Origin of the sequence: Nonomuraea sp. NPDC050536 (assembly GCF_044457685.1) — a bacterium.
In the GTDB taxonomy this organism is placed as follows: Bacteria; Actinomycetota; Actinomycetes; order Streptosporangiales; family Streptosporangiaceae; genus Nonomuraea.
The window spans coordinates 102,517-121,217 of record NZ_JBITHD010000013.1 but is presented as its reverse complement, the minus strand read 5'-3'; the positions used below and the strand labels follow the sequence as shown (position 1 = coordinate 121,217).

The window sequence follows — 18,701 nt, the reverse complement described above, 5'->3', positions numbered from 1 at the left end:
ATGGTCGCATGCCGCCCACGAATCCGGCCCGCCGCCAAGCCCTCGCCGACGCCGCCATCGACCTGCTGGCGTCGTCAGGCGCGCACGGGCTGACCCACCGCGCGGTGGAGAAGGCGGCGGACCTGCCGCCGGGTACGGCCTCCAACTACTTCCGCAGCCGCGAAGCGCTCCTGGTGGCCGCCGCCGAGCGCATCCTCGAGCTGCACCACGCCGACACCGACCGGGCCGTCGAGCGGCCCGCGACGCTGGCCGACATGCTGACGGAATCGCTGCTCACCGCGGCGACCACCCTGCGCCGCCGCTATCTGGCGATCTTCGAACTGCAACTGGAGGGCGCCCGCCGACCGGCGCTCGCAGCCGCGCTGGCGGGCCTGCAGGACACGTCGATAAAGGTCACGGCCGGCCACCACGACCAGCTCGGTCTGACCATCCCGCGCGAGCGGATCCCCGCCATGATCACGCTCTACGGGGGCGCGCTGTTCACCCTGGTCAGCGCGCCGCCGGGGAGCGTCACCAGGGACGTCGTACGGGACGTGGTTCAGGTCATCGTGCACGGCTGCACGGGACACGCCGAGCAGCGGCCGTGACCCTCCGGCCCCGTCGCGCCGAGGCGGGAGAGCTCCAGCAGATCAGCCAGAAAGCACCCCAGGTAGCGAACAGTCACGAGCTGGAGCCTGATCATGAGCATGAATCAGAGCAACGCGGCGAGATCCGCCGGTCGCGAGAACATCGGCCAGTGGCCGGTCGGCAGCTCGACAAAGGTCCATTCGGGTGTGCCGAGCGGGGCGAACGCCGGGTTCCCCGAAGCGATCAGCTCGCGGATCACCGCCACCGGCATCGTCGAGGCGACCATGGTCTTCGGCGTCGCCGGGATCTGCTGCGGCCGCTGAACCGACTGGGTGACCGCGCCCCACGGCTGCGGCGTCGCCTTCGCGCGGATCTGCGCCCAATGCTCCTCGGTCAGTCCTGCGAACTGCCCCTCCCCCTGCTCGAAGGAGGGCACGTCGAGCGCATAACCGTCCCCGACCTGAGCGCGCCAGGCCTTCTGAGTGTCCCCGTCATTGAAGTCGATCACCGCCACACCGGACGGCAGCGGCGCGGTGTCGACGTAGACGACCCGGCTGAGCCGCTCGGGATGCCGGTCGGCGACCGCGGTCACCGGGACACTCGCCCCGCTGTGCCCGACCAGGACAACCTCCTCCAATCCGTCCATCGCCGCGAGGATGTCGACGACATGGGTCTCCACGCCGACCTCCGGCGACAGCTCCCCAGCCCTCTCCGCCAGCCCCGTCAGGGTGACCGCCCGCACCTGGTGCCCGGCGGCGCGCAGCTGCTGCGCCACCTGGTCCCAAGCCCAGGCGCCGAGCCAGAAGCCGGGTACCAGCACGTAGTTCGCCATCTCATCGTCCTTCCAGTGAGCCGATGTCGCTACGCTAAAGCCGATAGCGGACAGAATCCGCCCGGATAAAGTGGGTGACCTATGTCATATCCGGCGACCCGAATGCTGGCGATGCTCGAACTGCTCCAGGCGCACCACGGGCTGGGCGGCCGCGACCTGGCGCAGCGGCTCGGTGTGGACGAGCGGACCGTCCGGCGCTACGCCGCCCGACTCGCCGAACTGGGCATCCCGGTCGCCGCCGAGCGCGGCCGCTACGGCGGCTACCAGCTGATGCCCGGCTACAAGCTGCCACCGCTGATGCTCACCGACGACGAGGCCACCGCCGTGGTTCTCGGCCTGCTCGCCGGACGCCGCCTGGGCCTTGCCGCCGAGGCCACCGAAGCCGCCCTGGCCAAGATCCGGCGGGTGCTGCCAACCACGCTGCGAGAACAGGTCGGCGCACTGGAGGAGACCTTGGACTTCACCCTCGCCGAACGTGCGGCGCCAACGCCCGCAAGCCGGGCCGTGCTGACCCTGGCCGCCGCGATCCGCGACCGCCGCCGGGTCTTACTGCGCTACAGCTCCTGGAAAGGCGCCCAGACCGAACGCGAACTGGACGGCCACGGCCTGGTCTTCCACTCCGGCCGCTGGTACGTGACCGGCCACGACCACCGGTCCGGCGAGATCCGCACCTTCCGCGTCGACCGGATCTCCTCCGTCGTCCCAGGGACGGCTTCCTATGAGATCCCCGAGGAGTCCGACCCGGTGCGGCAGGTCACCGCGTCGCTGGCCCAGGTACCGTATGCGCACGTTGTCGAGGTCATTCTGCACGTTCCCCTCGCCGAGGCGTCCCGCCGCATCCCGCCGTCGGTGGCCACGCTCACCGAAACACCGGACGGAGTCCTCCTGCGGACGCGTGCCGAGTCCCTGGACGGCATGGCCGCCATGCTCGCCGGGCTCGGCTTCCGGTTCACGATCTCGTCGCCGCAGGAACTGCGCACAGCCGTCCGGCGCCTGGCCGAGTGCCTGCTGGAACAGACGTCGGAATGAACACTCCCCGCGACCGGCCGCCGGGAGCCCACCGCGCAGATGATGGTGATGATCCGCCTGAATCCGGGGATTTTGGCCAGCTCGCTATGTCTTCAACGAGCGCCGCGGTGGCGGCTACTAGGGCCGAGTTCGGATCAGATCGGTTGGGTTGATCCCGCCGTGGTGAGCGGTTCGACGGTGTGATGTGGGTTGACCTGTACCTCAGGGCGCGGGTTTAGGGTTTCCGCCATGTTTGATCACTCTGTCGTTCTGTTCTCCTACGGCACGCTGCGCCAGCGCGAGGTGCAGCTGTCGGTGTTCGGCCGCGAGGTGAGCGGCACTCCGGACCGGTTGCCCGGCTACCGGCTGTCCACGGTGGAGATCACCGATCCGCAGGTCATCGCGATCAGCGGTGCCACGCATCATCCGATCTTGCAGGCCACGGGAAACGCCGCCGATGTCGTGGAGGGCACTGCGCTCCGCCTGAGTGAGGACGAACTCGCCGCAGCCGACGACTACGAGGTCGACGACTACCAGCGTGCTCTCGTACCGCTGGCGTCGGGTCTGCACGGCTGGGTGTACGCGGCTGATCACGATGGGTTGACAACATGACCCGGTACATCAGCACCATGGACGCGCCCGGTGGGTCACCTGGCGTCGGTAGGGGGCACCACGATTCGAAGAACGCAGGGGACACGAAATGACGTCTGATCATTCAGGACCGGAGGAGGCTCGGCGGGTCGCGGGCCTGGTGGCGGCGCAGGAAAAGGCCATCGCCTTGTTCGGCGAGGTGGAGGCACGCGGACTGGTCGCACCTGGAGTCGGGGAGCGGGAGGCGAGCGATCGCATCCGAGACCTGGCCAACGACATGTTCGGCACGACCAAGCACTGGCACAAGCGGATCATCCGCTCCGGGCCCAACACTCTGCGCCCGTACCGGGACAACCCACCCGACCGCATCATCGGCGAGGACGACGTCGCCTTTGCCGACTTCGGCCCGATCTTCGAGGAGTACGAAGCCGACTTCGGCCGCACGTACGTCTTCGGCGACGACCCGGACAAGCACCGGCTGCTGCACGACCTGCCGCGCGTCTTCGACGCCGGACGTGCGGCGTTCGCGGCCGATCCGGATATCACCGGCCGGCAACTGTACGCCGAGGTGGCACGGCTGGGGCGCGAAGCCGGCTGGGAGATCGGCATCTGGCACACCGGGCATCTCGTGGGGGAGTTTCCGCACGAGGTGAACGACGGCGCGAAGGCGGAGTCCTACATCACTTTGGAGAACGACACCCCGCTGCGGCGCACCGACCGTGCGGGGAGGACCTGTCACTGGATTCTGGAGCTGCACTTCGTGGACCGGGCTCGCGGCTTCGGCGGCTTCTACGAGCAACTGCTCGATCTGGCGTGACCACTGCCCGGCGTTCTTCGCGCCAGTGGCCCGTTTCGGAACGCTGACCCGTGTGACCTATGGGGCCGACTGGTGTGTTGACCTGCACCTCAGAGCGCGGGTTTAGGGTTTCGGTCATGCGAGTGGGGGAGTTGGCGCGGCGTACCGGTGTCACGGTGCGGGCGTTGCGCTACTACGAGGCGGCCGGCCTGGTCGTCCCGCGCCGCTGCGCCAACGGCTACCGCGACTACGACCCGATCGCGGTGCGGCTGGTGGAGCAGATCCGGTCGCTGATGGCGTTGGGCCTTTCGGTGGAGGAGACGCGGCCGTTCGTCGAGTGCCTGATCAGCGGCGCCAGCTCCGGTGATCTGTGTCCGGCGTCGCTGGCCACGTACCAGCGGGCCATCGACCAGTTGGAGCAGCGCATCACGCAGCTTGCCGAACAACGTGACACGCTACGCGCCCAGCTCGACGCGGCCGCACAGCTCAAGATGCAGCCGCAGTCCGGCCGGCGGCGGGCCATCGCAGCCGTAGACCCGGTCAGGCTACTCGGAGCTGAGCTGCCGGATCTGGAGCTTGTGGCCACCGATGGAAGCAGGGTCCACGTCCAGGCGCTCGGCCAGGGGCGCAGCGTGCTGTTCGGGTATCCGCTGACCGGGCGGCCTGGCGTGGACCTGCCGCAGGGATGGGAGACGATACCGGGCGCGCGGGGCTGCACCGACCAGGCGTGCGGGTTCCGTGACCATCTCGCCGACCTGCTGAAGGCCGGTGCTGCGCGGATCTACGGGCTGTCGGCGCAGTCGAGCGGGTATCAGCGGGAGGTGGTGCACCGGCTCCGGTTGCCGTACCCGCTGCTGGCCGACCCGCGCCTGACCCTGGCCGCCGCTCTGGGCCTGCCCACGTTCGATGCCGGCGGGATGACGCTGTACCGCCGGCTGACCCTCATCGTGGTCGATGGCCGGGTCGAGCATGTGTTCTTTCCCGTCGAGGAGCCGGCCGGCCACGCCGAACAGGTCATGCGGTGGCTGGCGGAGCATCAGGTCTGAAGAGCGGAAGGCGGTCCCGGTGGTGCAATCTCTCCTGGCGGCGGTGGCGGTCCTCGCCCTGCTGACCGTGGTCCCAGGGCCGGATATGGCGGTGGTGAGCAGCAGCGCGCTGAGCGGCGGTCGCCGGGCGGCGACCCGGACAGCGGCCGGGGTGATGACGGGATTGCTGGTCTGGGGAATGCTCGCGGTCGTCGGCCTGGCCGCGGTGCTGGACCGCTTCCGGCCGGTGCTGAACCGGCCCCGGATCCGGCGGTTGCTGGAGCGGGTGACCGGCACCGTACTGATCGGCTTCGGGCTGCGGCTGGCGACGGAGGGCAGGTGAGCACGATCCGGCGCCTGTACTCCTGCCTCTGCGAGGACATCCCGGGCCGAGCGGCACCGCCGCCCCTGCCGGTGGGCCAGGTCGTCGAGCTGGCGCGGTACCCGGTGAAGTCCATGGGCGGTGAGCGGCTCACCCGTGCACGTTTCACCGCCGATGGCGTTGCCGGGGACCGAGGCTGGGCCGTCTACACCGCCGACGGCGGGATCGGCAGCGGCAAGACCACCCGCCGTTTCCGCCGCATCGACGGTCTGCTCACCCTGCGCGCCCGCCTGGAGACTCCAGAAGACGGTGAAGTGCCGCTGGTGGTCCTCCCGGATGGGCGGGAACATCGTGCTGATGACCCGGCAGCCGGTCAGGTGCTCAGCACGCTTCTGGACCGGTCACTGCACCTGCGCCGGCAGTCCTCCGTACCGCACCACGACGAGGCCCCCGTTCATCTCGTCACCACCGCCGCGGTACGCAAGCTGGAGCAGTTGCTCGGCGAAGGCGTCGATGTCGCCCGCTTCCGCGCGAACATCGTGCTGGAGACGGAAGGCGCCGACTTCATCGAGGACGACTGGCACGGCCGCCATCTCACCATCGGCGACCAGGTAGAACTGTGTCTCGGGCCGGGAATGCCCCGCTGCGTCATGGTCGGCATGCCTCAGCCCCGCGACGGGCTGGGAGCCGATGCACAGCTCCTCAAGCTGCTCGGACACGCCCACCAGGTACGGTTCGGCCTGCAAGCCGGCGTCGTGCGCGGCGGCACCGTCCAGCGGGGAGACCTCGCCGTTCTCTTCTAGGAATCATTACAGCGATCTCATCAACAACCTATCGTCGCAGGTCAGGGACTACAGGGACTAGTCCGCGTTGTCCGTTACCGCCGCAGCCGCAGGACACGGGGGCGCTGCGGGCCGGTCCTGTTACCTTCTCTCGTCGGCGCTCGTCATAGGGGCGACGACCGAATACGAACGGTCGTCGCCCCAACGAGTGAATTGAGAACAGGATGCTGACCAACATCATGTACGTGACGATCTACGTCACCGATCTGGACCGCGCGCTGGAGTTCTACACCGAGGGACTCGGCCTGGAAAAGCGGATCGACTTCTCGGGGCGCGACGGACGGTTCCTCACCGTCGGCGTTCCCGACAGCCCGGTGCAGATCCTCCTGTGGTCGCTTGCGGCGGCCGCGGGACAGCCGGGCAACGTGGGCCAGCAGGCCGCGCCCGGTCCGCTGATCCTCGAATCCGATGATTTGCGAAAGGATTTCGAGATCCTGCGCCAGCGCGGCGTCACCTTCGAAGAGTCCGAACCCGTGGACTATCCGTTCGGGGTCCGCATCGAGGCGGTGGACCCGGACGGCAACCGGGTCTCGCTCCGTCAGCAGCGAAAGCCGTGACCACCCACCCGTCCGGCCTCGTGACCGAGGCGTTCGAAGCCCAGCGCGATCGGCTGCGCGCCCTCGCGTACCGCGTGCTGGGCTCGCACGCCGACGCCGAGGACGTGGTCCAGGAAGCCTGGATGCGCCTCGTCCGCCAGGACGAGGCGACCATCGGCAACCTGGCGGGTTGGCTGACCACCGTGGTCGGCCGAATCAGCCTGGACCTCCTGAGATCACGTCAAGCCCGCCCCGAGACCGCCTACGGGCACGAGTTCGCGGACCTCCTGGTGACGCCCGCCGACGACCCCGCCCCGGACGAGCAGGTGGCGCTGGCCGATTCGGTCGGTCTCGCCCTGCTCGTCGTGCTCGACTCGCTCAGCCCGAGCGAGCGCCTGGCGTTCGTCCTGCACGACATGTTCGCGGTCCCGTTCCACGAAATCGGCCAGATCCTGGGCAAATCCGCCGACGCTACCAAGATGATCGCCAGCCGCGCCCGCCGTAAGGTCCAAGCCACGGACCGGCCGGCGGGCCCCGGCCGCGAGCACCAACAGGTCGTCCAGGCATTCCGCGCCGCCGCGCTCGGCGGCGACTTCGAAGCGCTCCTGCGTGTCCTCGACCCGAACGTGAAGCTGACCGTCGACACTCCCGACGGCATGGTCGTCACCCTCGGCGCCACCGAGGTCGCCGCCGGCGCCCGCATGTTCTCCGGCGAGGTCGCCCGCCAACGACCCGTGCTGGTCAACGGCATCCCCGGCCACATGTCCTGGCGCCCCGACGGAAGCCCTCTCTCCGTCATCGCCTTCACAGTCACCGAAGGCCGGATCACCGGCATCCACATCGTCGTCGACCCGGCCAAACTCGCCTCGATCCAGCTGCCCGCCCCGGCCTGAGCCGGGGTCGTCAGGGTCGGCCCGTGCATGTGCAAGTCATCCCGGGCCGACCGACCGTTTCTTAACCGGCGCCATATATGCAAATATCTAAAGTGCTATGACACTAGATATATGGAGTAACCGGTGATCGAGTTCCATCTGGATGCGAAGTCAGGCGTCTCGCCGTACCTGCAGCTCGTCCAGCAGGTACGGCACGCGCTACGGCTCGGCCTGCTGCGCGAGGGCGACCAGTTGCCGACCGTCAAGGAGGTCGTGGGCCAGTTGGCGATCAACGCCAACACCGTCCTCAAGGCCTACCGGGAACTCGAGCACGAGGGCCTGGTCGCCGCCCGGCCAGGGGTGGGGACGTTCGTCACGGCGACGCTCACCGACACCTCCCTGGCAGCGCACGGCCCGCTGCGGCTGGAACTGCAGCGCTGGCTGGCCAAGGCCCGCCGGGCCGGCCTCGACGAGGAGAGCATCGAGGCCCTCTTCATGACCACCTTTCGGACCACCTCTCAGGAGGACATTGCATGACCGAGCGAAGCGAGGGCATCGATGAGCACAGCACTTCACTCATGAGAGCTCTGAAGGAGTTCTCATGACTTCTGTCCTAGAGGCCCACAACTTGGGCAAGAGGTACGGCAAGCGCTGGGCGCTGCGCGACTTCACCATCGACATCCCGGCGGGCCACGTCGTCGGGCTGGTGGGCCCCAACGGAGCGGGCAAGACCACGCTGCTGAAACTGGCCAGCGGCCAGCTCCAACCGACGGCGGGCGGCATCACCGTGCTCGGCGGCAGGCCCGCGGGCACGCCCGGGCAACTGGCCAGGGTCGGGTTCGTCGCCCAGGACACCCCCGTCTACGCGGGACTGAGCGTCGCCGATCACCTGCGGCTGGGAGCCCGGCTCAACCCCCGCTGGGACGCCACCATCGCGCGGGACCGTATCGCGCGGCTCGGTCTCGTCCCCACCCACCGGGCGGGCAAGCTTTCGGGCGGCCAGCGCGCCCAGCTCGCCCTCACGCTGGGCCTGGCCAAGCGGCCCGAGCTGCTGATCCTGGACGAGCCGGTGGCCTCGCTCGACCCGCTCGCCCGCCGCGAGTTCCTGCAGGGACTGATGGAGGCCACGGTCGAGCACGAGCTCAGCGTGGTGCTCTCCTCCCACCTGGTCTCCGATCTGGAACGGGTCTGCGACTTCCTGATCGTGCTCGTCGACTCCCGCGTCCAGGTGGCCGGGGAGACCGACAAGCTGCTGTCCACCCACTTCCGGCTCACGGGGCCGCGCCGCGATCCCGACCGGCTCCCCGCCGACCAGCACGTGATCTCCGCGCGCCACACCGACAGGCAGAGCACGTTCGTGATCCGCACCGACGCCCCGATCCACGACCCCGCCTGGACGGTCACCCAGCTCGGCCTGGAGGACCTCGTCCTGGCCTACATGGACAAGCGCACCGCCGAGAACCGGCAAGTCGCCCTGGAGGTGCGGCGATGATCTGGCTGACCTGGCGCCAGCTGCGCGGCTCGGCGGTGATGACGGCCGCCCTGCTCGTCGTGCTCGCCATCGCCCTGGCCGTGACCGGCCCCGGCCTGGCATCCCGCTACTCCGCCGGGATCGCCGACTGCACCCAGAACGACACCTGCAACCGCTTCTTCGATCGGTTCTTCGGCCAGTACGAGATCCCCTTCATGGCCGTCAGCCTCGTCGTGCTGCTCCTGCCCGCTCTCGTCGGGCTCTTCTGGGGAGCACCGCTGATCACCCGCGAGCTGGAGACCGGCACACACCTGCTGGTGTGGAACCAGAGCGTCACCCGCGGCCGCTGGCTGGCGGTAAAGCTCGGGCTCACCGGCCTGGTGGCCGTGGTCGCCGCCGGATTGTGCGGCCTCGCGGTGACCTGGTGGTCCGACCCCCTGGACAAGTCGGCCAGTCCAGGCTTGGCCCTGATGGCCCCCCTGGTGTTCGGCGCGCGCGGCATCGCTCCGATGGGGTATGCGGCCTTCGCCTTCGTCCTGGGCGTGACCCTGGGCATGCTCGTGCGCCGCACCCTGCCCGCCATGGCCCTCGCCCTGGCCGTCTTCGCCGCGATCCAGCTCGCCATGCCGCAGCTGGTCCGTCCCCACCTGATGCCCCCGGTCACCTCGACCTTCGAGCTGAGCATGACGAATGTGGAGAACATCGGAATACCACCCAACGGGGGCGGACCTGTGCAGATTGTCCTGAGGTCGGCTGTTCCCGGCAACGCGGGCGCCTGGGTCCTGTCCAGCGACCTGATCGACGCGTCCGGACGTACGATCACCAGCCAGAACGGCGAACCCGTCGCCATCCAGGTCTCCACGACGTCGGGACCCTGCTCACCGCAGGGAGGGACAAGGTGCATGGCCGAGCTCAACCGCCTCGGCTACCGGCAGAAGGCGACCTACCAGCCCCTCGAACGCTTCTGGCCCTTCCAGTGGATCGAGACCGGGATCTACGCCCTGCTCACTCTCGGCCTGACCTGGCTGTCCTTCTGGTGGATCCGGAGGCGTCTGTCATGACCGTCATCAGGGCGGCGACAGCTGGGCTCGCCCTCCTGCTGATGGCGGCCTGCACGGCGCCGACGCCGCCGCGCAGCCAGGCGAGCGAGGCGGCCGGCACCGTCTGCACGCAGCCCCAGGGCCGCCTCGGGGCGGAGACGGCCACCACGATCGACGTCATCAAGCAGGCGTACTTCTGTATCCTCGGCAACTACTACAGCGGCGCCACGCTGGACGCCCGTTCGCTGCTGATCGGCGGGTTCATCGCCCTGACGCAGGAGCTCAACCGCAACGGGCGCGACGTACCCGAGGCCACCATGCCCGCGCTGACCGGCGACAGGAAAGCCGACTGGACCGCCTTCGAGGCCGTCTACCGCAAGATCACCGATCAGGTGCCGGATCTGCGCGACAAGCTGGCCGTCGTCACCCTTGAGGCCATGGTGGCCGCCCTCGGCGACAACCACGCCTCCTGGCCGCACGATGCCAAGCGGCCACCCGACATGTACGACGGTGACGGCTACGGCCTCGGTCTCGAGGCGAACGTCACCCGTTCCCAGACGACCGCAAGCCCCGGTGTCGCCCTCGCCCCGCTGTTCGTCACCACCGTGCAGGGCGGCGCGGCGCAGGCCGCCGGACTACGCCCGGGCGACATCATCGAATCGATCAATGGATCGGCGCCCTTCATCGACGGGAAGGCCACCCCCGCGATCGCCGCCCTCTACCTGCAATACCCGCAAGCGCGCCCGGTCCGGCTGCGGCTCCTGCGGCAGACCACCGGCCGCCGCTGGAGCGTGACGCTCAAGCCCGGCCTCTACCAGCGGGATCTGGCAACCCTGCAAGTGGTGACCTCGAAACTGCTGGACGACAGCATCGCCTATGTACGGCTGAGTGGGTTCGCTCCCGACGCCGCCGACAGGGCTCTCAAAGCGATCTCCAGGCTGCGCTCCGGCCGTACCCTGACCGGCGTCGTGCTGGACCTGCGCGGCAACGGCGGCGGCCGCACCGAGGAGTCAGGCCGGCTGCTGAGCGCGTTCGTCCACGGCAAGGTCACCCACTACCTGTGCACCGTGGACGACAAGTGCGAAGGCCTGCGGACCGACGACACCGTCGAACTGCTCAACCTGCCGCTGATCGTGCTCACCGACCGCGGGTGCGCCTCGGCGTGCGAGCACTTCAGCTCCGCGGTCAAGGACCTGCGCATCGGCCAGCTGGTCGGCACCAGGACCGCCGGCATCATGTCCGGCCCGGCGCAGGGCTACCTGCTCAGCAACAACACCATGCTGGGCTTCCCGACGAGGCACGGCCTGGGGCCCAACCGCGAGGAGATCAATCGGATCGGGGTATCGCCCGACCACTACGCGCCCCTGACCCCGAAGGACGCGGCCGCCGGGCACGATCCCGCGCTGGCCAAGGCCCTGACTCTGCTGCACAAGTGAATGGACCTCTCCCATGAGACACCTCCTGGCAGTTGCCGCGGGACTGGTCGTCCTGGCCGCGTCCGCCTGCTCGGCACCCACGCCGCCCCGGTCCGCCGCCCCGTCGGCCACCCCGACAGGCCCCGCAACCCTGCCCGCCCCCACCGGCGCCCATCCGGTCGGCACCACCGCCCTGTACCTGAAAGACACCTCCCGCCCCGATCCCTGGAACCTCGACGTCAAGGCCAGGGAGCTCAAGGTCACCCTGTGGTATCCGACCAAGCAGCGGGGCGGGCGGCGCGCGCCGTACATGACGCCGAAGGAATCGGAGATCGCCATGAGGCGCTACGGGGTCACGGGCCTGCCGTACGACACGCTGAGCAAGACGCGGACGAACGCCATCAAAGACGCCGAACCCGCGGGACGGAAGCTTCCGCTGGTGGTGCTCTCCCCCGGCTTCACCAAGCCGATGAGCACGCTCACATCCCTGGCCGAGGACCTGGCCAGCCGAGGGTACGTCGTGGCAGGGATCGACCACACCTACGAGAACTACGCCACGACCTTCCCCGACGGGCGAGTCGCGGAGTGTTTGGCGTGCGACAGCGACACCGACCCAGGCTTCGGCACGGGGGTGGTCCAGGGCCGGGCGGCCGACGTCTCCTTCGTGCTCGACCAGCTGACCTCGACGTGGGACCGTTCCGGCCTGATCGACCGCTCCAGGATCGCGATGGTGGGCCAGTCGATCGGCGGGGCCGGCGCCGTGGCGGCCATGGTGAAGGACTCCCGGGTGCGCGCCGGAATCGACATGGACGGCACCACCTACGCCCGGATCCCCAAGCGCGGGTTCTCCCGGCCGTTCATGTTCATCGGAACGCCGGATCACGCCCCCGGTGCCCGCGACATCTCATGGGATCGCGACTGGAAGCTGCTCACCGGCTGGAAGCGCTGGCTCGTACTGTCGGGCGCGGAACACGAGTCCTTCACCGACAGCCCGCTGCTCTCGGACGCCCTCGGCATCAAGCCCCCCTCCGGCGTCCTGTCCGCGGCGCGCTCCACCGAGCTCACCCGCACGTACGTGGCGGCCTTCCTCGACCAGCACCTGAAGTCGCAACGACAGCCCCTCCTGGACAAGCCGTCGTCGCGCTACCCCGAGGTCAAGTTCTGCGCCGCGACCTGCGGCCAATCCTGAGAACCGTGGCCCGCCGTACAGCTCCCGACGGGTTCAGAAGGGGCCGGTGAGGTCGCCGAGCTTGGTGGTGAGAGCGAGGTTGTCGCTGTAGTCGACGGGGACGGCGATGACCGACACCGTGTCGTCGGCCAGGGCCTTGCGGAGGGTGGGCAGCAGGTCGCCGGCCTCGGTGATGCGGTAGCCCTTGGCGCCGAAGCTCTCGGCGTACTTGACGAAGTCCGGGTTGCCGAAGGCGATGTTGGAGTTGCGGCCCAGCTCGAGATCCATCTTCCACTCGATCAGGCCATAGGCGTCGTCCACCCAGACCAGGATCACGAACGGCACGCGCTCGCGCACCGCCGTCTCGATCTCCTGGGAGTTCATCAGGAACGCGCCGTCGCCGGTGGCCGCCAGCACGCGGCGGTCGGGGAAGGCCAGCTTGGCCGCCAGCGCCCCCGGCACCGAGAAGCCCATCGACGACAGGCCGTTGGACACCAGCATTGTGTTCGGGGCGTAGGTCGGATACATGCGTGCCATCCACATCTTCACCGCGCCCGTGTCGGCCAGCACGATGTCCTCGCGCCGCATCGCCGCGCGGATGTCGGACACCACGCGCCGCGGCGACATCGGGAACCGGTCGTCGACCGCGCCCGATGACAGCTCGCCGGCGATCATCCGGCGGATCTTCTCGCCCGTGCCGTTGACCTCGAAACGCCGGTGCACGGCCTCGCCCAGCGCGTGCAGCGAGCGGGAGATGTCGCCCTGGATGCCGACCGACACCGGGTAGTGGTCGTCGACCTCGGCCGGGAACTGGTGAATATGGATGATCTTCTTGTCCCGGTGCGGGTTGATCTTGACGGGGTCGAACTCCTGCAGCTCGTAGCCGACGCTGATCAGCACGTCGGCCTCGTCGAAGCCGAAGTTGACGTAGTCGTGGCGCATGAAGCCGACCGCGCCCAGCGCGTTGCGGTGGTCGTCGGGGAAGACGCCCTTGCCGTTGAACGTGGTGGCCACCGGCAGTCCGAGCTGCTCGGAGAAGCGCACCAGCGCCTGCGAGGCGCCGGCGCGGGTGGCGCCGTGCCCGGCCAGGATGATCGGCCGGCGCGCCGTGGCCAGCACGTCGGCCGCGCGGGCGATCTGGGACGGCGAGGGATCCTGCGGGCGCACCACGTTCACCGGCAGCGGGCGCAGGTCCTCGGGCACGGAGGCGGACTCGACGTCTTCGGGGATGGCCAGGTAGACCGCGCCGGGCCGCTCGGTCTGGGCGGTCTTGAACGCCTTGCGGATCATCTCCGGCAGCGCCTGGGCCGTGGGCACCAGCTCGGCCCACTTGGTGATCGGGCGGAACAGCGACACCAGGTCCACCACCTGGTGCGACTCCTTGTAGATGCGGTCCAGGCCGACCTGGGCGGTGATGGCGACCACGGGGGTGGAGTTGGTCGTGGCGTCGGCCACGCCCAGCTGCAGGTTGATCGCGCCGGGCCCGAGGGTGGCCGAGGCGACGCCCGCCTTCCCGGTCAGCCTGCCGTACATCTCGGCCATGAACGCGGCGCCCTGCTCGTGGCGCACCAGGATGTAGCGGATGGAGGAGTCGTTGAGCGCGTCGACGAAGTGGATGTTCTCCTCGCCGGGGATGCCGAAGACGTACTCGACGCCCTCCGCCTCCAGGGCCTGGACCATCAGACGGGCCGCGTCGGCCTGCGTGGACATCGCGAAAAGCCTTTCATCGGAAAAACGTTGCGCTCCTGCACAGCACGCGCGGGGCGCGGTTCATTCCACGACAGAGTAAGGTTCGGTTATACGTATAAACCCTCGAGGAGGTAACCCCCGTGAAGCTGAACGTGCACGAGCGCGGCGACGGGCCGAAGACGGCGCTGCTCATCCACGGCGGCATGTCCGACCACCGCACCTGGCACGCCGTCGAGGACGCGCTGATCGAGCGCGGCTACCGGGTCGTCGCGCCCGACCTGCGCGGACACGGCCTCAGCCCGCGCGGCGAGTACCGGGCCGAGCTGCTCGGCGACGACCTGGCCGAGAACCTGCCGGAAGGCGCCGACCTCGCGATCGGCCACTCGCTGGGCGGCCTGTCGCTGTCGCTGGCCGTCGAGCGGCTGCGCCCAGGGAAGGCCGTCTACTCCGACCCCGGCTTCACCCTCGACGCCGTCCCGGCCGAGGCGATGGCCTTCATGAAGCGGATGGTCACCACCTCCACCGAGGACAGCGTCAAGACGATGAACCCGCGCTGGTCACAGGCCGACGTGGAGGCCGAGCTGGCCGGGTTCGCCCTGTTCGACCCCACGTTCCTGGACGGCGTGAGCGGCTTCGACGGCGACTACCTGCCCCGCGGCGCGGTCGTGCCGTCGATGGTGCAGCTGGCCGACCCGAGCCTCACCATCAAACCCGACACCGCCGACGAGCTGGCCAGGCGCGGCTTCGAGATCCGCACCGTCAAGGGCGCCGGCCACTGCGTGCACCGCGACGACTTCGCAGGCTTCATGGCCTCCCTCGAGGGATGGATCTGACGCCCTCCAGCAGCCGCTGCACGTCCGAGGCGTCGTTGTAGTGGACCAGCCCGGCGCGCACGGCCGAACCCGCCTCGCGGATGCCCAGCGCGCCGGTCAGCTCCCAGGCGTAGTTGTGGCCGTTCCACACGTTCACCCCGAGCCCGGCCAGGTGCTCGGCGACCTCGCGGGGTGTACGGCCGGCCACGGTGAAGTAGGCGGTGGCCGTGCGCCGCGCCGGCTTGCCGTACAGCGTGACGTCCGGCATGGTCTGCAGGCCCTCGATCAGCACGTCGAACAGGGCCAGTTCGTGGGCCTCCGCGGCGGCCATCGAGGCCAGCAGCCGCTCACGCCGCGTCCCGTTGCCTTCGGCCAGGCCCGCGAGGTGGTCGACGGCGGCGGTCACCCCGGCCAGGTCGGCGATGGCGGCGGTGCCGGTTTCGAAGCGTTCGGGAATGTCATCGGGGGAGGAGGCCAGCTTGTCCGGGCGGACGGTCTCCAGCAGTTCCGGGTCGGCGACCACGGCGCCGATGTGCGGGCCCGACCACTTGTAGGCGCTGGTGGCGTAGAAGTCGGCGCCCAGCTCGCGCACGTCGACCGGGCCGTGCGCGGTGGCGTGCACGCCGTCGACGTAGGTCAGCGCGCCGGCCCGGTGGGCGAGGTCGGTGATGGCGGCCACGTCGGGGCGGGTGCCCAGGACGTTGCTGGCCGCGGTCACCGCTACCAGCTTGGTGCGCGGGCCGATCAGCTCGCCATACTGCTCCACCGGCAGCTCGCCGGTGACGGTGTCCACCTCCGCCCAGCGGATCGTGGCGCCGGTCTGCACCCAGGGGCGCACGTTGGCGTCGTGGTCCAGCCGTGACAGCACCACCTCGTCGCCCGGTCCGACCAGGGCGCGTGAGAGGCGGTAGGTGAGGGTGGTCATGTTCGGCCCGAAGATCACGCCGCGCGGGTCGCCGCCGACCAGGTCGGCCACAGCCCGGCGGGCCCCGGCCACGATCGCGTCAGAGCGGCGGCTGGCGGGGAAGGCGCCGCCGACGTTGCCGATGCCCTCGCGGTAGGCGCGGGCGATGGCCTCGATCACCGGAGCCGGGGTCTGGGTTCCGGCCGCGCCGTCGAGGTAGGCGTAGCCGTCGGACAGAGCTGGATAAGCGGCGCGAACCTCTTCAATGGGGAAACGCATACTTGTCAGCCTCCCCTGGTTGGATGGGCCTCATGCTCACGCTCAGGGACCTCAACCGCGCCACCCTCGCCCGCCAGTTGCTGCTTGAGCGGCACGAGCTGGACGTGCTGGCGGCGGTGCGGCGGCTGGTCGCGCTGCAGGCGCAGGAGCCGCGCCCGCCCTACCTCGCGCTGGCCGCCCGCCTGGCCTCCTTCGACCGGGAGGATCTGCACGGCGCGCTGCACTCGGGGCAGGTGGTGCGCGGCACGCTGTTCCGCGGCACCCTGCACATCACGCTTGCGGAGAATTTCGCGGCGTTCCGGCCCCTCGTCCAGCAGTCGCTCGCGGCCGCCATGCGCCGCTTCGACGAGCTCGACGGCGACGCCGTGGTGGAGGCCGCCGTGCGCTTGCTGGCCGAGCGTCCGCACACCTTCAACGAGTTGCGGGCCCGGCTGCAGCAGGAGTTCCCCGACGCCTACGACCGCGCGCTCGGCTACGCGGTGCGCATGCTGACGCCGCTGGTGATGATGCCCACCGACGACCGGTGGGGCTTCCCGCGCGAGTCGGCCTTCGGCCTGCCCGGCGTGCCGATGGCCGCGCCCGACCTGGAGGCCTTCGTCGAGCGGTACCTGGCCGCCTTCGGCCCGGCCACCGTTGCCGACGTGCAGGCCTTCTCGGGCATCGGCGCCTTGAAGAAGGTCGTGTACGGCATGCGCGACCGGCTCGTGGCCCTTGAGGACTCATCGGGACGGGAGCTGTTCGACCTGCCTGACGCGCCGCGCCCCGGTGGTGAGGCGCCCGCGCCGGTGCGCTTCCTGCCCGACTTCGACAACCTGGTGCTCGGCCACGCCGACCGCACCCGGGTGCTCGACGACGCCTTCAAGGGCGAGGTCACCACCAAGAACCTGCGGGTCCGCGCGGTGTTCCTGGTCGACGGGTTCGTGGCGGGCACCTGGCAGATCAAACGCTCCGGCAAGAAGGCCAAGCTGCTGCTGACGCCGTTCGTGCCGGTCAAGGTCGCCGAGCTGGAGGAGGAGGGGCTGCGCACGCTGCGCTTCGCCGAGCCCGACGCCGCCGACTTCGCCCTTGAAGTGGTGGCCTGAGTCTGATTTGTTCGTGGCGGAGGTGCCCATGCCGCAGCTGACTCCCCTGGACGCCCAGTTCCTGCACTTCGAGACCACCACCAACGTGGCCAACATCGCCGGTCTGGCCATCCTGGAGGGCGATCTCAACCGCAGTGACCTGCAGGCCCTGCTCGAACAGCGCCTGCCCCACGTGCCCGCGATGCGGCGGAAGCTGGCGCCCGTCCCCTTCGGGCTCGACCACCCCTACTGGGTGCAGGAGGACGATCTCGACCTCGACTACCACGTACGCGAGATCGGGCTGCCGCCGCCCGGCGACGACAGGCAGCTGGCCGAGCAGATCTCCCGCCTGCACGCCCGGCGGCTCGACCGCAACCGGCCGCTGTGGGAGATCGACCTGATCCACGGCCTGTCCGGCGGCCGCATGGGCCTCTACACCAAGATCCACCACGCGGCCGTCGATGGCGTCGGCGGGGCCGACGTGCTGGCCGCGCTGCTGGACCTCGCCCCCGTGCCCGCGCCCCGCGAAGGCGCGCCGGAACGCGACGAGCCGCCGCCCGACCAGCTGGAGATGCTCGGACGGGCCCTCATCCGGCTGGGTTCCAACCCCGCCCAGGCCGTCCGCTTCGCCGCCCGGGCACTGCCGCACCTGGACGAGATCCCGGTGGTGTCCTGGGTGCCCGGCACGCGCCTGGTGTCAGGGCTGGCCAGGCGCCTGGCCGGATCGGGCCAGGCGCCGGAGCTGCCGTCGCTGCCCGCGCCGCGCACCCCCTTCAGCGGCCCCGTCTCGGCGCACCGGCGTTTCGCGTTCGTGTCGCTGCCGCTGGATGAGATCAAACGGGTGCGCAAGGCGTTCGAGGTGACGGTCAACGACGTGGTGATGGCCGTCTGCGCGGGGGCGCTGCGGCGCTGGCTGGCCGCTCACGGCGGCGTGCCCGGGCAGCCGCTGGTGGCGGGCATCCCGTTCTCGCTGCGGGAGGCGGGCTCCGGCGGCGGCAACCAGGTCACGTTCATGACCGCGCCGCTGGCCGTACAGGTCGCCGATCCTGTCGAGCGGCTGCAGCAGGTACGGCAGGCCATGCAGCGGATCAAGGAGCGGTTCTCGCTGGCGCCGGCCCGATGGCTGCGCGAGTTCAGCGAGTCGATGCCCGCCGCGCTCATGGGGCTGGCCTCGCGCTCGGCCTTCGGGCTCGTCGGGCAGACGGCGCCGCCGATCAACGTGGCCATCTCCAACGTGCCCGGACCCCAGTTCCCGCTGTACGTGTGCGGGGCGCGGCTGCTGACCCACTACCCGGTCTCGGTGATCACCGACGTGAGCGGTGGGGTGAACATCACCGCGTTCTCCTACGACGGGTCGCTGGACATCGGGGTCATCACGGACCGGGAGATGGTGCCCGACGCCTGGGAGCTGACCGGATACCTGCGTTCGTCGCTCGACGAACTGCTGCTCATCGCGGAATGATCCTTGCCG

Annotated in this window: 20 protein-coding genes; 17 read left to right on the top strand and 3 right to left on the bottom strand. The window is 69.8% G+C overall.

What is annotated here, in order from left to right; all coding sequences use genetic code 11:
• Positions 1–8: 8 nt before the first annotated feature.
• Positions 9–587 (top strand): TetR/AcrR family transcriptional regulator, encoded by a 579-nt coding sequence (locus tag ACIBHX_RS32260; protein ID WP_397071127.1) that lies wholly within the window; start codon positions 9–11, stop codon positions 585–587.
• A gap of 104 nt (positions 588–691) precedes the next feature.
• On the opposite strand, the gene ACIBHX_RS32255 is transcribed toward ACIBHX_RS32260, so the two are convergent.
• Entirely contained in the window at positions 692–1,399 is a 708-nt protein-coding gene (locus ACIBHX_RS32255; protein ID WP_397071126.1) for an alpha/beta fold hydrolase, read from the bottom strand.
• An 81-nt stretch (positions 1,400–1,480) separates the two neighbouring features.
• Here ACIBHX_RS32255 and ACIBHX_RS32250 point away from each other — a divergent pair, with 81 nt between their 5' ends.
• From ACIBHX_RS32250 to ACIBHX_RS32190, 13 genes are all read left to right on the top strand, one after another.
• Positions 1,481–2,428 (top strand): helix-turn-helix transcriptional regulator, encoded by a 948-nt coding sequence (locus tag ACIBHX_RS32250; RefSeq protein WP_397071125.1) that lies wholly within the window; start codon positions 1,481–1,483, stop codon positions 2,426–2,428.
• A gap of 228 nt (positions 2,429–2,656) precedes the next feature.
• Positions 2,657–3,019, top strand: a complete 363-nt coding sequence (locus ACIBHX_RS32245) for a gamma-glutamylcyclotransferase family protein (RefSeq protein ID WP_397071124.1) — start codon at positions 2,657–2,659, stop codon at positions 3,017–3,019.
• 88 nt (positions 3,020–3,107) lie between these two features.
• Positions 3,108–3,815 (top strand): M24 family metallopeptidase, encoded by a 708-nt coding sequence (locus tag ACIBHX_RS32240; protein ID WP_397071122.1) that lies wholly within the window; start codon positions 3,108–3,110, stop codon positions 3,813–3,815.
• Positions 3,816–3,931: 116 nt separating this feature from the next.
• Complete coding sequence (locus tag ACIBHX_RS32235; protein ID WP_397071121.1) at positions 3,932–4,840, top strand: MerR family transcriptional regulator; 909 nt, start codon at positions 3,932–3,934, stop codon at positions 4,838–4,840.
• A gap of 19 nt (positions 4,841–4,859) precedes the next feature.
• Positions 4,860–5,162, top strand: coding sequence for a LysE family transporter (locus ACIBHX_RS32230; protein WP_397071120.1), 303 nt, complete (start codon positions 4,860–4,862; stop codon positions 5,160–5,162).
• On the top strand, positions 5,159–5,944 hold the full coding sequence (locus tag ACIBHX_RS32225; RefSeq protein ID WP_397071119.1) for an MOSC domain-containing protein: 786 nt from the start codon (positions 5,159–5,161) through the stop codon (positions 5,942–5,944). Before ACIBHX_RS32230 ends, ACIBHX_RS32225 begins: the two co-directional genes overlap by 4 nt.
• Positions 5,945–6,147: 203 nt before the next feature.
• Positions 6,148–6,540, top strand: coding sequence for a VOC family protein (locus tag ACIBHX_RS32220; RefSeq protein ID WP_397071118.1), 393 nt, complete (start codon positions 6,148–6,150; stop codon positions 6,538–6,540).
• Positions 6,537–7,412, top strand: coding sequence for a sigma-70 family RNA polymerase sigma factor (locus tag ACIBHX_RS32215; RefSeq protein ID WP_397071117.1), 876 nt, complete (start codon positions 6,537–6,539; stop codon positions 7,410–7,412). Before ACIBHX_RS32220 ends, ACIBHX_RS32215 begins: the two co-directional genes overlap by 4 nt.
• A 123-nt stretch (positions 7,413–7,535) precedes the next feature.
• Positions 7,536–7,928, top strand: coding sequence for a GntR family transcriptional regulator (locus ACIBHX_RS32210; RefSeq protein ID WP_397071116.1), 393 nt, complete (start codon positions 7,536–7,538; stop codon positions 7,926–7,928).
• Positions 7,929–7,992: 64 nt separating this feature from the next.
• Entirely contained in the window at positions 7,993–8,883 is an 891-nt protein-coding gene (locus tag ACIBHX_RS32205; protein WP_397071115.1) for an ABC transporter ATP-binding protein, read from the top strand.
• Entirely contained in the window at positions 8,880–9,923 is a 1,044-nt protein-coding gene (locus ACIBHX_RS32200; RefSeq protein WP_397071114.1) for an ABC transporter permease, read from the top strand. Before ACIBHX_RS32205 ends, ACIBHX_RS32200 begins: the two co-directional genes overlap by 4 nt.
• A complete protein-coding gene (locus ACIBHX_RS32195) occupies positions 9,920–11,338 on the top strand; it encodes a S41 family peptidase (protein ID WP_397071113.1) in 1,419 nt (472 codons plus the stop codon). Before ACIBHX_RS32200 ends, ACIBHX_RS32195 begins: the two co-directional genes overlap by 4 nt.
• A 13-nt stretch (positions 11,339–11,351) precedes the next feature.
• Entirely contained in the window at positions 11,352–12,506 is a 1,155-nt protein-coding gene (locus ACIBHX_RS32190) for an alpha/beta hydrolase family protein (protein WP_397071112.1), read from the top strand.
• A gap of 33 nt (positions 12,507–12,539) precedes the next feature.
• On the opposite strand, the gene ACIBHX_RS32185 is transcribed toward ACIBHX_RS32190, so the two are convergent.
• On the bottom strand, positions 12,540–14,195 hold the full coding sequence (locus ACIBHX_RS32185) for an acetolactate synthase large subunit (RefSeq protein ID WP_397071111.1): 1,656 nt from the start codon (positions 14,193–14,195) through the stop codon (positions 12,540–12,542).
• 119 nt (positions 14,196–14,314) lie between these two features.
• Here ACIBHX_RS32185 and ACIBHX_RS32180 point away from each other — a divergent pair, with 119 nt between their 5' ends.
• Positions 14,315–15,007 carry an alpha/beta fold hydrolase gene (locus ACIBHX_RS32180; RefSeq protein ID WP_397071110.1) on the top strand — a complete coding sequence of 231 codons (693 nt, stop codon included), beginning with the start codon at positions 14,315–14,317 and terminating at the stop codon, positions 15,005–15,007.
• Here the strand turns inward: ACIBHX_RS32180 and ACIBHX_RS32175 are convergent.
• Positions 14,979–16,169, bottom strand: coding sequence for a cysteine desulfurase-like protein (locus tag ACIBHX_RS32175; RefSeq protein ID WP_397071109.1), 1,191 nt, complete (start codon positions 16,167–16,169; stop codon positions 14,979–14,981). The genes ACIBHX_RS32180 and ACIBHX_RS32175 overlap by 29 nt on opposite strands.
• 32 nt (positions 16,170–16,201) lie before the next feature.
• Between ACIBHX_RS32175 and ACIBHX_RS32170 the strand changes: the two genes are divergently transcribed.
• Both ACIBHX_RS32170 and ACIBHX_RS32165 read left to right on the top strand, forming a co-directional pair.
• Complete coding sequence (locus ACIBHX_RS32170) at positions 16,202–17,251, top strand: winged helix DNA-binding domain-containing protein (protein WP_397071108.1); 1,050 nt, start codon at positions 16,202–16,204, stop codon at positions 17,249–17,251.
• A 13-nt stretch (positions 17,252–17,264) separates the two neighbouring features.
• Entirely contained in the window at positions 17,265–18,692 is a 1,428-nt protein-coding gene (locus ACIBHX_RS32165; RefSeq protein ID WP_397071107.1) for a wax ester/triacylglycerol synthase family O-acyltransferase, read from the top strand.
• Positions 18,693–18,701 lie beyond the last annotated feature (9 nt).